This is a genomic window from Acinetobacter genomosp. 33YU, assembly GCF_001990725.1.
In the GTDB taxonomy this organism is placed as follows: domain Bacteria; phylum Pseudomonadota; class Gammaproteobacteria; order Pseudomonadales; family Moraxellaceae; genus Acinetobacter; species Acinetobacter seifertii.
On record NZ_LFZQ01000011.1, the window covers coordinates 135120 to 149453 of the forward strand.

Sequence of the window (14334 nt, forward strand, 5' to 3'; positions counted from 1 at the left end):
CTCTTATTTTAAGAAACCACTGACCAGATTCATCACATTTTGAATGTCTTGATTTGCTTCTTGATGATCTGTACTGTCACCCTGAGGTGTTAAAGAGTCAATAACCTGAGGTAACACAGATGCGATCGCACCATAAACTTGTTCTTTTGGCGCTTGAGCCTGCTGGGCAACTTGCTCAATATCTGCTGGGTTAAATAGGCTTTGTAATTGCTGGGTAGGAACTTCACTATTACTTTGATTTGGGTCAACCCAACTTTGAACTTGGCTACCTAAGCCAGCGCCTTTTAACTTTTCTAAAGCAGCTTGTAATCCACCTTGTTGTTGAACCCAACCTAAAATTAAAGGTACAACCGCAATTAATAAACTTTGTACGCCACCACCTGTTTGAGGTGCATTGTTGTTGCCTGTCACTTGTCCCAATACCGAACCTAATACACCACCTAGACCGCCTTGAGCACCAGAAGAAGTATTACCGCCCATTTGTCCCAATACAGAACCTAAAATTCCACCCAAACCACCTTGACCTGATGCTTGCTGGTTCCCACCTAAAGCTTGCTGAGCCAAAACTTCTACAATACTGCTTAAATTTGTCATGTGTATCTCTTATGCATGATTTATACATGAGCATACGCGGATTCTTATGAACACAGCAAAAGCCAAATTGTTAAATTTTGAAAGAGATTTGCTTACCTTTTACCAGCGAAATTTATTCCAGTTCTCTGGGTTCGCCCAAAATTTTGAATTAAACCAGTCTGGCACATGTTTATAGGTCAAAATGTTAAATTGCCATAAAGCAAAATCACTATCATGTGATGTTTTATCAATAAGTTGCGTGAAGCCTAAAGAACGTAATAGCTGTTCATCACTGCGTTTGCTTACCACAACAATCCGTTTTGCCAACAAATCTCTTAGCTTCACTAATAATTGTGACTTTTGAACATCGCCAATGTTTTGCATTTCATCTGTATCAAACAATACAAAACCCAAGTCATAACGCTGAGTAAAAGGCAGACTTAAAAGCTCAGTTACGGTAAAATAGTGCAATTGAATTGCGTTATTCTGGTCAATTTTCTGGCCAATACAAAGTGCAGTATGAATGGGCTGTTCGTTTGATAAATCGTCTAGCATAGAAGTGATGACATTTTGTTCAGCCATAACTGCAACCCTTAATTGAAAGATGTGAGTTTAAACTTTATGGAACTACAAGGCATTTGCCATAAAATGCATGCAGGCCTAAAAGATGCTAGTGTAACTGATCAACAGACAACCAAGGCAAATGTTGAATACAAATTTGTATTAGACCGTTCAGAAATTGATCTTCCTTTTAATTTAGGACAAGAACTAGAAATCGAATGGACAGGTAATATCTATTGCACTTCATGTGGCACTAAAACACCGAAGTCTTATTCTCAAGGTCACTGCTTTAAATGTTTTAAAACAAAAGCTGAATGTGACCTATGCATTATGAAACCAGAAACATGCCACTACCATTTAGGTACATGTCGTGAAGATGACTTTGCCCATAATGTTTGTTTCCAACCCCATATTGTGTACTTGGCAAATTCGAGTGCTTTAAAAGTAGGTATTACTCGTGTTAGTCATATGCCAGGTCGTTGGTTAGATCAAGGAGCAACTCAGGCTTTACCAATTATGAAAGTTGGATCACGCCGTTTATCTGGTCAGCTTGAAACGATGTTTGGTTCTTTAATTGCTGACAAAACTGATTGGCGTAAACTCCTTAAGGGTGAAGCTGAACCTCTTAAACTGACAGAACAGCGTGATCAATTAATCGAGGAGTTTGCACCAAAAATTCAAACGATTCGTGAGGAGTTTAGCCAAAATCTTGAATTTAACGAAACTGTTGAATTATTAGAAGAAGAGTTACCGCGCGAATTTGTCTACCCAGTAGAACAATATCCTGAGAAAATTAAATCTCTAAACCTAGATAAAACACCAAAAATTCGCGGTGTGTTACAGGGTATTAAAGGCCAATATTTAATCTTTGATATTGGTGTGATCAACATTCGTAAATATACAGGTTACGAGCTTATTATACGTGCCTAGATAAGTTTTAAAGCCCCTAAAATGGGGCTTTTTTACTTTTCAAGTACTTTTAGGATTTCTTGAACTGGATCTTCTGTATTTCCAGAAATAAGCTGTTTATGCATGGTTAACTGTTGCATCACTTGAATTTGAGCTGTCTCAACATTCATTAGTTTCTCTATTTCAGCGGCTAAATTTTCTGGTGTGGCATCAGCTTGAATCAGCTCTTCAATGACTTTCTTACCCGCAATAATATTAGGCAAAGAATAATAAGGAATTTTGACCAAAAGCTTAGCAATTATATAGGTCAACCAATGCAACTTATAGAAAGTGACCATCGGTCTATGCATGAGCATGGCTTCTAAAGTCGCCGTTCCAGAAGCTAACGCAATAATATCACTTGCATTCATGACCATACGACCAATTTTAGATTCACTATCAGTATTTTCTAAAATATGAATAGAAGCCTTTAAATGAGGTGCTAGTTGTTGAACACCCTGCTCAATCTGTTGCTTACGGGCATCATTAATTGCCGGAATTAAAAACTGGATGTCTGGATATTTGGTATGCAAAATATTAGCAGCACCCAGCAACATAGGAAGAAGTCGCTCAACTTCACCTTTACGGCTACCTGGTAACAAAGCAATATGCTTTTGATTTTCATTAAGGCCTAATTGCTGTTTGGCAATTTGAATTGGATTTTCAAGTGGTAATTGTCTAGCTAATGGATGACCCACAAATGCCGCTGGAACTTCATATTGTTCATAAAAAACTTTTTCAAACGGAAATAAGCAAAGTACTAAATCGATACTTTGTTTAATGCCGTGAACACGTCCTTGGCGCCACGCCCAAACAGATGGACTGACATAGTGAACTGTTTTTATTGGAAGATTCTTCTCTTTAATACTTTTTGAAAGTCTGAGGTTAAAATCAGGTGCATCAATACCAATAAAAATATCAACCGGATGCTGAGTCCATTGATTAATTAAACCATCTCGTACGGCGAACAATTTTTTTAAGTCTTTTAATACCTCAACAATCCCCATCACAGATAGAGTTTCCATCGGGTAATAACTATTAAAACCTTCAGCAATCATTTGGGGTCCACCGATTCCCTCAAACTCAGCATCAATTCCTTGCTCGCGGAAATTACGCATAAGTTTGACACCTAGCGTATCTCCAGAAACTTCCCCAACTACAATGCCTATTTTAAGTTTTCGATTTGCCAAGTCGGTTTACCCAAGAATTTGAAATAATGCATTCTAGCATAGAGGTTTATTAATCTTGAACTTGCTAGATACATGCTGGCGAAAGTCTGTCTCCGCACGCCATAATCTAGAATTACACTCATTCACTATATTTTAATCAAAATTAACAATGCAATTTGAATTGTAGCTTACATTCACAAACAATAAAATAAATGAGAATTATTTACATTATCTTTACTATTATGACCTTCCCACCTCGACCATTTAAACTTTCTGTAATCGCTTGCGCGATTTGTTATGTAAATCTCACTTATGCTCAAGACACAGATGTGCAATCTTTGCAGACGATACAAGTTAAAGCATCCAATGCTGAGCAGTCTTCTGAACAAACAAAAGCATATAATGTTAAAAACTCTAGTAGTGCAACCAAGCTTAATATAGAAGCTAAAGAAACGCCTCAAACTATTAATGTCGTTACTCGTCAACAAATTGAGGACTTTGGCCTTACCAGCACCCGAGATGTTCTAAACAACACACCCGGAATCACAGTTACTAATCAGGAAACCGAGCGAACTACTTATATGGCTCGTGGTTTCGAGATTTCAAATATATTGACTGACGCCGTAGGTTTTCCCCTCTCAGGTTATAACTACAACAACACCAATCCTGATACTTATTTTTATGATCGTGTAGAAGTCGTTAAAGGTGCTGACTCTTTAACGAATGCATTTGGTGACCCAAGTGCAACCATCAACAATATTCGAAAACGCCCAACTCAAGAATTTCAAGCAAGTGGCGGTGTAAGTTACGGGTCTTGGGACACTCAGCGTTATGAGGCTGACGTCTCTGGCTCAATTCTACCGAGTGGAAAAGTCCGTGGTCGCATTATGGGCTATGAACAAACTGGCGATTCTTACCTTGACCGATATTCTTCAGAAAAAAATGGTTTCGCTGGTATTGTTGAAGCTGATTTAACAGATACCACGTTACTTACCGTAGGTTATAGCCAAGAAAAAAATAAACCGAATGCAAACAATTGGGGCGCTCTACCCTTACTCGATGCCAATGGTAAACAAATTTCTTATAATCGCTCCTATAACCCAAACCCTGACTGGGCACATTGGGATAATGAAACGCAAAATGCTTTTGTTGAATTAAAACAGAAAATTAATGATCAATGGGCAGCTAAGCTGACTTATAACTATCTTGATAGTAAACACAATAGTCGCCTTCTTTATTATTATGGTTATCCAAAAGCTGATGGTTCAGGAGTGTCTTTGACACCATGGGGTGGTCAAGAGCATCAAGAACAACATGCTGTAGATTTTAATCTTGAAGGAACTTATAAACTTTTTAATCGAGAACATGAAGCAACTTTAGGCTATAACTATGTACGCAGTCGTCAGCATGATAATCAATCTACGGGAACAATTAACGACACCAATGTTATCAATTCTACCACTACAAATTGGGCAAGCTGGACACCTCAATCTATAACATGGTCAGATTTCACGGAAGCAGCGAACTATACGCAAAATATAGATTCAATTTATGCAGCTACACGTTTACATCTCAACGAAGATTTAAAACTTTTGCTTGGCGCAAACTATGTGCGAGCTGAGAGTAAAGGCGAAAGCTATGGTTCACCCATGGAATATAGTGAAAGTAAAGTTTCACCTTATGCAGGCTTAACCTATAACTTTACGCCTGAATATACAGGTTATATGAGCTATACCTCTATTTTCCGTCCTCAAACTGGTATCGACCAAAATACCAATCAAGCTTTGAAACCTGTTGAGGGTAAAAGTTATGAAATGGGGGTAAAAAGCTCATGGCTAGACGACCGTTTAACAGGTACTTTTTCAGTATTTAAAACTGAGCAAAATAATTATCCGCTACGCAACTCAGACGGAAATCCATTTAACCGAAAAGTACCAACCAGTGATTTAGAATCACAAGGTGTTGAAGTTGGCTTATCAGGTCAAATCACTGATAACGTCAATCTTGCTTTTGGCTATGCTCAATTTAGTATTAAAGATATTAAAAATGGTGGTGAAGCGAGAACGTATAATCCGAACCAAACCCTTAACTTGCTGACGACCTATACACCATCTGTTTTACCTAAGCTGAAAGTTGGTGCAGGGCTACAATGGCAAGACGCCGTGAAACTATATGACTCGACAGCAAACAGCACCATTAAACAAGATTCCTATGCCTTAGTGAATTTAATGGCGAGCTATGAGGTGAATAACCACATTACGCTTCAAGCCAATGGAAATAATATTTTCGATAAGAAATATTTGTATAGTTTCCCTAATGGTCAAGGTTTTTATGGACCCTCAGCTAACTATACGGTTGCTGTAAAATTTAAATATTAATCGCATAGCCAACTCCTATTTAGGAGTTGGCATTCATCTTATTTTTGTTTATGTGCCAGTAAAGATGTCCAAAACTTTAAATCTCCCTATGTCATATCGCATAAAAGTTTTCTATCGATTCTTAGTCGTTTTCGGTATGGGTTATGTCTGTATGGCTTATTTAAGTCTTGGTCTTACTGGCATTTTTCATTTGACCCTAGACAAACCTGAAGCCATTTATTTGGCAGCATTTATCTCTATTTTATTTTATGTACTTTTCGTGATTATAGGTTTCTGCATTCAATCACTTTTGAAACTCACTGGACTATCAATTGCGTTATGTCTTCTTTTCTTTTTTGTGACACGGATGGTGAGTTATGCATAAAGGTATACGCCAATCTATGGCATGGCTACATTCATGGACTGGATTAATTTTTGGATGGCTCGTATTTGCTATTTTTTTAATGGGAAGTTTGTCGTATTACCGCCATGAAATTAATTTATGGATGCAACCAGCACTTGCACAGTACGAAATAAAACAAGATGTAGCAGTTAAAACAGCATATCAATATTTACAAAAACACGCTCCAGATGCCAAGTCTTGGTATTTAACTGTTGCTACCGCAGAAAGCCCCGTTAACACCATGTATTGGGAAAAACCTGACGGTGGTTATGGCAATGCCACACTCGATGCAAACACAGGTCAAGAACTAAAACTTTCGGCAACCGAAGGTGGTGACTTCTTTTATCGTTTCCACTATCAACTTTTTGGTGTTCCGATATTCATTGGACGGCTAATTGTATCTTTAGCAGCTTTTATTATGTTGATCGCCTTAGTCTCAGGCATTATTACCCATAAAAAAATCTTTACCGATTTTTTTACATTACGCACCTTTAAGTCTCAGCGTTCATGGCTAGATTTTCACAATGTATCATCTGTTCTTGCACTGCCCTTCTTTTTGACTATTACTTTTACAGGCTTAGCTATTTTCTTTTATTTATATCTTCCTTGGGGAATGCAAAAACTCTATCCAGAGAATCCATATCAATATTTTACCGAAATTCGCACAAAGGCTGCGTCTGAAAACCAATCGATTCAACCTGCTCAAAACTTAGCTATTGAGAAGTTATTGAGTCAAGTTCAGCAACATTGGGGAAATCAAACTTTAGCAACTATGAGTGTTAAAAACCCAAATACGAATCAGGCTCAAATTACGTTTATTCAGCAAGAAGACCGCTCCATTACTCATAATCAAGCGCAAATCATCTTAGATGCTACAACTGGCAAAGTCTTAAGTGATACACGTAATCAAAGTGCCGTTGCCACACTTTATGCGGGAGTATATGGTTTGCACATGGCAACTTTTGCTCAACCTTTACTTCGCTTAGGATTATTTTTCTCAGGCATTTTAGGTTGTGTGATGATTGCGTCTGGCTTGTTACTTTGGAGCCTTAAACGCCAACTTCAAAATAAAAATACTAAGTTTCATTTCGGGCACTATTTAGTTGACCGTTTAAATGTTGCCACATTTGTAGGCTTGCCTTGTGCAACCCTTGCTTATTTATATGCGAATCGATTGTTTACCGTCACCATAACTACAATCAATTATGAAATTTATAGCTTCTTTTTAGTCTGGCTCATGAGCCTAATTATTGCATTAACTACTAAAAAGCAGTATTTGTGGCGAACTCAATTGAGTATTTTTATTTTGCTTTGTATTGTACTTCCAATCTTAAATCTAAGTTATTTAATCAAATATGATTATATTCAAAGCCTAGGTGATTATTGGATGTTTGCCCGTATAGACGTATTTTTATGGATATTTGCAGCTTTAGCACTTTTCATATTCTGCAAAATTAGACCTATTCAGCATAAAGCTACACAAAAAATTCAAAAGAAACTGAGTAAGTTAAATATTGAGGTGAATTCATGATGATTATTGTGTTTACCCTGACTGTGCTAGGTATGTATTTACTATTCATATCGAGCGAGAAATATCGCTCACCGAAATCAACTGGTTATTTCAAATCCTTAGCTCAAAAATATTATTCATTGTTAAGAATATCCGCTTATCTGTTGTTTGTTTTGAGCGGATTTATTCTTATCAAAAAAAATGGCTTATCTATTGGTTTTGTGAGCTGGTGGATATTTGCATCACCTTTAACTTTTGCTCTGATACTTTTAATTAATCCACTCAAGCCATCAAAGTAATCTCTTTATTAAAAATAATGATTAAAAATAAAACAAACTAAGTAATATTTGCATTGCTTAGCTTTTTTTTGCATAAGTAAATCATTATTCATGACAAAAGTTTATCTCTAAAAGGAATAAGATATCTGCGTTTCGTGATAAGTGGCGATAAAGATGTCTGGTGCTTTTGAATTTATCTTAGCGGGTATGTTAGTTGGTTTCTGTGTAGGGATTACAGGAGTTGGTGGTGGGTCATTAATGACACCAATTTTAATTGGCCTTTTTAGAATTGAACCTCATATCGCAATTGGTACTGATTTACTTTATGCCGCAATTTCAAAGTTCTGTGGATCAATGGTTCACGCAAAGAAATTGAATATCGTGTGGCCTATCGTTTTATGGCTCGCAGTCGGTAGTATTCCTGCTTCTTTCGTTACCACTTGGGTACTCGAGCATTATTTAAGTCAATCTACGCACTATAAAGCCGTATTAACCATGGTGTTAGGCTTTATGCTGACTTTGACGGGTGTTTCTATTATTTTCCGCTCTCGTATTGAGAAGTTTTTTAGTAAATTCCGCAACAAAGAAACTGCTCATAGTGAAAATGAACAATTAGCTATTCAAAATAAGCGTACCTACATTGTGATTATGGGTATCATTTTAGGTGTATTCGTAACACTATCATCTGTTGGTGCTGGTGCCTTTGGAATTATGGCACTCGTGATTATGTTCCCGAACTTGCCAATGATTCGAATTATTGGATCAGATGTTGTACATGCCGTATTACTTACTCTAGTTGCTGGTCTTGGGCATATGAGTGCAGGTAATGTCGACTTTATGTTGCTTACATGGTTATTGGTAGGTTCAATTCCTGCAATTATTGTAGGAACATTAATTAGCTCTCGCATGCCTGAACGTTTAATCCGTAAAATTTTAGGTATTACTCTATTTGCCCTTGGTGTTAACTTTATGGTTCACCCAGTCAAAGCAAAACCGAAAGCACCTGTGGTACAACAACAAGCTCAAGTTGCTGAAAAAACAGGCAACTCGACTGAAAGATAGTAAAATCAATAGGATTTTTCCAAACTGAAATACCATGCGATGTAGTATTTTCATAATTATTTCATGGTATATTCAGTACACAAAACAACCTTTAGTATGATCGAACCAGTGACAGCAATGACTACACATTTAAATTCCGTTTCAAAGCCAGATATCGACGACGTTAATATTAAAAGCATCCAAACTCTTGTAACACCAGCTGAACTTAAGTCAGAACTTCCTTTATCTGATGTTGCTTCACAAACTGTTCTAAAAGGCCGTGAAACTATTCGCGATATTTTGGACGGTTCTGATAAGCGTTTGTTTGTCGTTATTGGTCCTTGCTCTATTCATGATCCTAAAGCTGCTCACGAATATGCTGATCGCTTAAAAGCACTAAGCGAAAAGGTTAAAGATACTCTCTATTTGGTTATGCGTGTTTATTTTGAAAAACCACGTACGACAATTGGTTGGAAAGGTCTAATCAATGACCCAGACATGAATGACTCATTTAATATCGAAAAAGGTTTACGTATTGGTCGTAAGCTTTTGCTTGAGTTAAATGAAAAAGGTTTACCTTGTGCAACTGAAGCACTTGATCCTAACTCGCCACAATACTACCAAGACTTAATTTCATGGTCTGCTATTGGTGCGCGTACAACCGAGAGCCAAACTCACCGTGAAATGTCTTCTGGCCTATCATCTCCAGTAGGTTTTAAAAATGGTACAGATGGCGGTTTAACTGTTGCAACCAATGCCATGCAGTCTGTTAAATATGGTCATAGCTTCTTAGGCTTGAACGAAGACGGTCAGGTTTCAATCATTAATACAAATGGTAACCCTTATGCGCACGTTGTATTACGTGGCGGTAATGGTAAGCCAAACTACGATGCTGGCTCTGTTGCAGAAGCAGAAACTGCTTTAGCGAAAGCAAAAGTTAGCAATAAGATCATGATCGATGCAAGTCATGCTAACTCAAATAAAGACCCGTACTTACAACCACTTGTTCTTAAAAATATTACTGAACAAATTTTAGATGGTAATAAGTCAATCGTAGGTATTATGGTTGAAAGCCATTTAAAAGGTGGTCGCCAAGATATTCCTGAAAACCTTTGTGACCTTGAATATGGTAAATCAGTAACTGATGGTTGTATCGATTGGGAAACTACTGAAAAGACATTGCTTGAAATGCATGAAGCTTTAAAAGATGTTTTACCAAACCGTTAATTCATCTTTTTAAGATTGAAAATTAAGCCCTCAAAAATGAGGGCTTTTTTTATTTTGTTTGGGCGGAGTTCAATATCAAAATAAGTAAAAATAACTCAACATAAAAGTAAAAAGCAGTACAGTTTCACTAATCTCAATTGCTGCGCCGACAGTATCGCCTGTAATACCACCTATTCGTTTTATAAATAAGTGTCTTAAATAAACAAGACTGCTTAAAAAGCCAATAATCGTAATAAGCCCTTGCAATTCCCAATACAATGGCAATAGCAGAACGAACCCAGTTATTATCCATGAAGCCATTTTAGGTAAATGATCTGTCAAAGAACGCCCTAAACCTTTTTCACGAACATATGATGTAGTTAAAAACAAAATAGACGGTACAACGCGTCCAACTATAGGTACAAGTATTAAAAATAGTGTTTGATGTTGTTCAATCAACACATAGATCAGTACAAATTTGAGTAAACAAATGATAACTAAGCTCAGTACTCCAATTGGACCACAACTTGGGTCCTTCATGATTTGTAAAGTACGTTGTTTATCACCAAAACCACCTACCCACGCATCGGCAGTATCAGCTAACCCATCTAGATGCAATCCACCAGTCAACCAAATCCATAAAGTGAGTATGATTGAGGCAAGTAGAACAATAGGGAGTTTAGCCAAAAGACAGGTGAAAATAAAAAGTATGCCACCGATAATCAGCCCAACCAGTGGATAAAACAAAATAGCTCGACCATTTTGTTGCGCCGTTGGTATTGTTTTTAACTCAATAGGCAGAACAGTTAAAAATTGCAATGCAATCCAAAAAGGTGTCATATCCCACTCTCTAACTGAACTATATTTAAAAATAAACTGAATTATGAAGAAATAAAAATGGGAATAGCAATCCCTATTCCCATGAAAGACTTTAAAAACTGAAAATCTATTGCATTTGATAGCACTGTTTCAATTTAGTGTAGTCATAGTAAAAACTTGTTGGTGTGTAACGTGCATAATTACATGCAGACTTAAATAACGTCTCTTTTTCGTTATACAGCATCTTCACTAAAGTATTACCTTGGTTATTTTGGTAAATATCCCACTGTACATTGGCTGCCATAGGTGAAACTACTTCACCACGCCATGTGCTTGTTGAATAGTTATAAGTCTGGCGTAGGGGTAAAGGCTGCATCATATTATGCAGATCTAAACTGGTCGCTAGAGGAATAATAATTTCAGCATGAGCAAAACGTAAAACTGCTTTATATGGTTGGGCTTTATTTACAACTGCATCAACTTGTTGAAATAAATCTTGTTTGAGGCCTTGTGCAATTTCACTTGTAACTTGATTTGACTCTGTGAAACTTGGGCCTTTTTCATAAAAATCATTGGCATCATTAAATTCAGCATAAAATTTTGCGGCGTCTAAAGGCATATATTTATCAAAATCAACACCTTTTAACTCATCTTTCATACCACCAGAAATAGAATAAAGCTCATAAATATAAGCCGCAGCATCTACTGCACTAGCAATGGTATTTTTACCTTTACCCTTTTCTGTAATTTGTTCGCCTTTAGGTGAAGTTACTGTAAAAGACCCATTATTGCTAAAACTATAACCTGTTGTACCAAGCTTTTTAATAAAGTCTGCTTTAAAAATTGGAATGAGTACGGTCTGAGCAGTTTTTTCTGCCTGAGTATTCTTCGATAACTCACTTAACTTTTGAGCTAAATCTTTATTGTTTGCTTCAAAATCTTGATAGGCCTGGCTTGCATCATAAATTTTCTGTTGGGTAGCAGTTAGTGGTTGAGTTAAGTCTTCAGCCGCATTTAAGCTATGAAAGTAAAGTTTAAAACGATCAACACCATTATCTACAAGACTAGGAACGCTTGAACTCGATAAACTGGTATAAGACGTTGGCATTATCTTATCTCTCAGCTGAGGCTGTTGTTTAATAAGTTCAGCAGTGAAGAATTTAGCACTATCCACCGCACGATCTACCCCAGAACTTTGTACCAATATAGATGCTTGAGAGTTTACAAGTGTTGGTAAACGTTGTAATAGGCGATCGGCAATGCCACGGTGTTCTAAAATACCAGTCATGGTTTCATTTCCGTAACCATACTGGCGAATACATTCAACACCATAACCTAACAGGATATTGGCTTTCATCATTGCTTCTAAGTCAGCACCTAACTGCTCACCTAACGGCGTTAAAGCATTTTCTGCTTTTGCCTGTTTCCATAAATTATAAAGTGCTAAATCATACTTAAGACTTGAGAGTCCTCGTGAACCGTGACGTGCAACTAGCTCTGTAAAAACTGGTTGGAACCCATTGGGTGCTTGTTCATAGCTTTTTAGATCTTGTTGCGGTTGATAAGGTGTTTTGGTTTGATAATATTTGGATGAGTTTGTAGATGGTGTAGTTTGAACTTCTTGATCATCATTGTTATTGCAAGCCGCGAGTAATATGGATGTGGCAATCAACGTCGTTTTAAATAAAATATTCATAAGTTAGATAGGCTATTAATAAGAAATACCCCTAGCTTAGTTTTTAGCAATTACAGTTCTATTAAACGGACTTAAATATCTTCATAAAAATAATAACTTACAATTGTATAAAAATATAAAACCACTATTTCAAGATAAAAGTTAATTGTTCTTCTTCTTCAAAAAATTCGAATGAGTATAATTTTCCAAGTTCTGCCTGCATTTTTAGCAAGTCATCTAAAGGTTGTTGCTGTGCTAAGCAAGACAATAGCTTAATCACGCCTCCATGTGTAACGACTAATGCATGTTGCCAGTTTTGTTTTCGCATCTCTAAGAGTAAATCTTGAAAGCCTTTCAAAATCCTCGTTTGAAATTGCATTAAGGTTTCTGCCTGTGGTGGACAATATTGACTCGGTTTCTGCCAGAAATTTGCAAGTAGTTCGGGTGAAGTTTCGTAAATTTGCTGAGTTGATACACCCTCCCACTCACCAAAATACATTTCCTTTAAGTCATGATTTAGAAGTAAAGGCAGCTGAGTTGTCTTTGCAAGTTGTTCAGCAAAACAAGCACATCGTTTTAATGAAGAACTTACAATGACATCCCATGTCTGGTCTGTAACTTGCTCAATGGTTGACTGCATTTGCTGCCAACCATTTGCTGTTAACTCATCATCCAAATGCCCACGTAGAGTATGGCTATACTGACTTTCGCCATGTCTGAGTAAATCGATTCTAAATTTACCCAATTTTATCCCCGCTTACAGCAGCTTGGGCAAAGGTAGCCATTTGATTATGTAATACACATGCCATTTTAACTAATGCCAATGCAGCACCAGCACCACTACCTTCACCTAAACGCAAGTTCATCTTTAAAATAGGGTCAGCATTGAGTTCCTGTAAAATACGTTGGTGGCCATATTCAGCCGATTGATGACCGAATAACATCCAGTCACGTACTTTAGGGTTCATCCGCACAGCGCATAAAGCGGCTACAGAACTAATAAAACCATCCACAATAATAGGTAAACCGACTTGTGCACATCGAATATAAGCACCGGTAATTGCGGCAATTTCCAAACCACCGACGGCGCATAATGTTTTGAAGACATCACCAACGACATGTTTATGATGAAGTTCTATTGCTTTCTCAATGACTTCAATTTTATGTCTTAACTGATCGGCACCTATTCCTGTCCCTACTCCAGTCAATTGCTCGGCAGTATCATTTAGTAAAAGACAAGCTAAGGCAGAAGCAGAACAGGTATTCCCGATTCCCATTTCACCTGCAATATAAATATCTGCGCCGTCGGCTTTAGCAGTATCTACACTATTTTTTCCCAACTCTAAGGCAGCACGGCATTCATCAGCATTCATTGCGGATTGTTTAGCAAAATTTGCAGTCCCAGCACGAATACAGTGACGTTCAACACCTGCGTATTCATATGCTTCGCCCACTGTGCCACAGTCAATCACTTGTAAATGAGCTTCATGATATTTAGCAAGTACACTAATTGCTGCGCCACCCGTCGTGAAGTTTTGCAACATTTGACGGGTAACAGCTTGAGGATATGCAGAGATATTTTCTTCAACTACGCCATGATCACCGGCAAAAATTGTAATCCATGGATAGTTAACATGAGGATTTGCATTTGATTGTAAACTAGCAAGTGTAATTGCAATCTGCTCTAAATCACCTAAAGCACCTGTAGGTTTAGTGAGCTGGAGTTGATGTTGTTCAGCTTGTTGCTTTGCGTCCAGATTAGGTTGCTTTACAGATTCTAACCACCAGTTCATT

14 protein-coding genes are annotated in these 14334 nt (G+C 37.3%); 7 read left to right on the forward strand and 7 right to left on the reverse strand.

Going from position 1 to position 14334, the window contains the following annotated elements:
• Positions 1–3: 3 nt before the first annotated feature.
• Positions 4–594, reverse strand: coding sequence for a YidB family protein (locus AC056_RS14190; RefSeq protein WP_068934515.1), 591 nt, complete (start codon positions 592–594; stop codon positions 4–6).
• A gap of 99 nt (positions 595–693) precedes the next feature.
• On the reverse strand, positions 694–1155 hold the full coding sequence (locus tag AC056_RS14195) for a DUF6231 family protein (RefSeq protein ID WP_077163979.1): 462 nt from the start codon (positions 1153–1155) through the stop codon (positions 694–696).
• A 39-nt stretch (positions 1156–1194) separates the two neighbouring features.
• Between AC056_RS14195 and AC056_RS14200 the strand changes: the two genes are divergently transcribed.
• Complete coding sequence (locus AC056_RS14200; protein WP_077163980.1) at positions 1195–2064, forward strand: DUF2797 domain-containing protein; 870 nt, start codon at positions 1195–1197, stop codon at positions 2062–2064.
• A 32-nt stretch (positions 2065–2096) separates the two neighbouring features.
• Here AC056_RS14200 and lpxB read toward each other — a convergent pair whose 3' ends face one another.
• Complete coding sequence (lpxB, locus tag AC056_RS14205; RefSeq protein ID WP_039251327.1) at positions 2097–3272, reverse strand: lipid-A-disaccharide synthase; 1176 nt, start codon at positions 3270–3272, stop codon at positions 2097–2099.
• 221 nt (positions 3273–3493) lie between these two features.
• Here lpxB and AC056_RS14210 point away from each other — a divergent pair, with 221 nt between their 5' ends.
• The 6 genes from AC056_RS14210 (at position 3494) to AC056_RS14235 (ending at position 10067) form a co-directional block, all read left to right on the forward strand.
• Positions 3494–5629, forward strand: coding sequence for a TonB-dependent siderophore receptor (locus tag AC056_RS14210; RefSeq protein ID WP_077163981.1), 2136 nt, complete (start codon positions 3494–3496; stop codon positions 5627–5629).
• 64 nt (positions 5630–5693) lie between these two features.
• Positions 5694–5993 (forward strand): hypothetical protein, encoded by a 300-nt coding sequence (locus tag AC056_RS14215; RefSeq protein ID WP_139344663.1) that lies wholly within the window; start codon positions 5694–5696, stop codon positions 5991–5993.
• Positions 5986–7542: a PepSY-associated TM helix domain-containing protein gene (locus tag AC056_RS14220; RefSeq protein ID WP_213033501.1), complete on the forward strand. Its 1557-nt coding sequence runs from the start codon at positions 5986–5988 to the stop codon at positions 7540–7542. The genes AC056_RS14215 and AC056_RS14220 overlap by 8 nt, the downstream gene beginning before the upstream one ends.
• A complete protein-coding gene (locus tag AC056_RS14225; RefSeq protein ID WP_039251334.1) occupies positions 7539–7820 on the forward strand; it encodes a hypothetical protein in 282 nt (93 codons plus the stop codon). The genes AC056_RS14220 and AC056_RS14225 overlap by 4 nt, the downstream gene beginning before the upstream one ends.
• A gap of 153 nt (positions 7821–7973) precedes the next feature.
• Positions 7974–8861: a sulfite exporter TauE/SafE family protein gene (locus AC056_RS14230; protein ID WP_077163982.1), complete on the forward strand. Its 888-nt coding sequence runs from the start codon at positions 7974–7976 to the stop codon at positions 8859–8861.
• 96 nt (positions 8862–8957) lie between these two features.
• Entirely contained in the window at positions 8958–10067 is a 1110-nt protein-coding gene (locus AC056_RS14235; protein ID WP_019459045.1) for a 3-deoxy-7-phosphoheptulonate synthase, read from the forward strand.
• Between the two features lie 75 nt (positions 10068–10142).
• Here AC056_RS14235 and AC056_RS14240 read toward each other — a convergent pair whose 3' ends face one another.
• The 4 genes from AC056_RS14240 to cobT form a co-directional block, all read right to left on the reverse strand.
• Positions 10143–10886: an adenosylcobinamide-GDP ribazoletransferase gene (locus AC056_RS14240; RefSeq protein ID WP_077163983.1), complete on the reverse strand. Its 744-nt coding sequence runs from the start codon at positions 10884–10886 to the stop codon at positions 10143–10145.
• A 106-nt stretch (positions 10887–10992) separates the two neighbouring features.
• A complete protein-coding gene (locus tag AC056_RS14245) occupies positions 10993–12561 on the reverse strand; it encodes a histidine-type phosphatase (RefSeq protein ID WP_077163984.1) in 1569 nt (522 codons plus the stop codon).
• A gap of 124 nt (positions 12562–12685) precedes the next feature.
• Positions 12686–13285, reverse strand: coding sequence for a histidine phosphatase family protein (locus AC056_RS14250; RefSeq protein ID WP_077163985.1), 600 nt, complete (start codon positions 13283–13285; stop codon positions 12686–12688).
• Positions 13278–14333 (reverse strand): nicotinate-nucleotide--dimethylbenzimidazole phosphoribosyltransferase, encoded by a 1056-nt coding sequence (gene cobT / locus AC056_RS14255; RefSeq protein WP_077163986.1) that lies wholly within the window; start codon positions 14331–14333, stop codon positions 13278–13280. Before cobT ends, AC056_RS14250 begins: the two co-directional genes overlap by 8 nt.
• Position 14334 lies beyond the last annotated feature (1 nt).

What these genes read in the sequence shown, in the direction of transcription:
- AC056_RS14230 (WP_077163982.1), top strand. Translation starts at nt 7,974, where the DNA reads ATGTCTGGTGCTTTTGAATTTATCTTAGCGGGTATGTTAGTTGGTTTC.
- cobT (WP_077163986.1), bottom strand. Translation starts at nt 14,333, where the DNA reads ATGAACTGGTGGTTAGAATCTGTAAAGCAACCTAATCTGGACGCAAAG.
- AC056_RS14220 (WP_213033501.1), top strand. Translation starts at nt 5,986, where the DNA reads ATGCATAAAGGTATACGCCAATCTATGGCATGGCTACATTCATGGACT.
- AC056_RS14190 (WP_068934515.1), bottom strand. Translation starts at nt 594, where the DNA reads ATGACAAATTTAAGCAGTATTGTAGAAGTTTTGGCTCAGCAAGCTTTA.
- AC056_RS14210 (WP_077163981.1), top strand. Translation starts at nt 3,494, where the DNA reads ATGACCTTCCCACCTCGACCATTTAAACTTTCTGTAATCGCTTGCGCG.
- AC056_RS14235 (WP_019459045.1), top strand. Translation starts at nt 8,958, where the DNA reads ATGATCGAACCAGTGACAGCAATGACTACACATTTAAATTCCGTTTCA.
- AC056_RS14195 (WP_077163979.1), bottom strand. Translation starts at nt 1,155, where the DNA reads ATGGCTGAACAAAATGTCATCACTTCTATGCTAGACGATTTATCAAAC.
- AC056_RS14215 (WP_139344663.1), top strand. Translation starts at nt 5,694, where the DNA reads ATGTCCAAAACTTTAAATCTCCCTATGTCATATCGCATAAAAGTTTTC.
- AC056_RS14225 (WP_039251334.1), top strand. Translation starts at nt 7,539, where the DNA reads ATGATGATTATTGTGTTTACCCTGACTGTGCTAGGTATGTATTTACTA.
- AC056_RS14245 (WP_077163984.1), bottom strand. Translation starts at nt 12,561, where the DNA reads ATGAATATTTTATTTAAAACGACGTTGATTGCCACATCCATATTACTC.
- AC056_RS14240 (WP_077163983.1), bottom strand. Translation starts at nt 10,886, where the DNA reads ATGACACCTTTTTGGATTGCATTGCAATTTTTAACTGTTCTGCCTATT.
- AC056_RS14200 (WP_077163980.1), top strand. Translation starts at nt 1,195, where the DNA reads ATGGAACTACAAGGCATTTGCCATAAAATGCATGCAGGCCTAAAAGAT.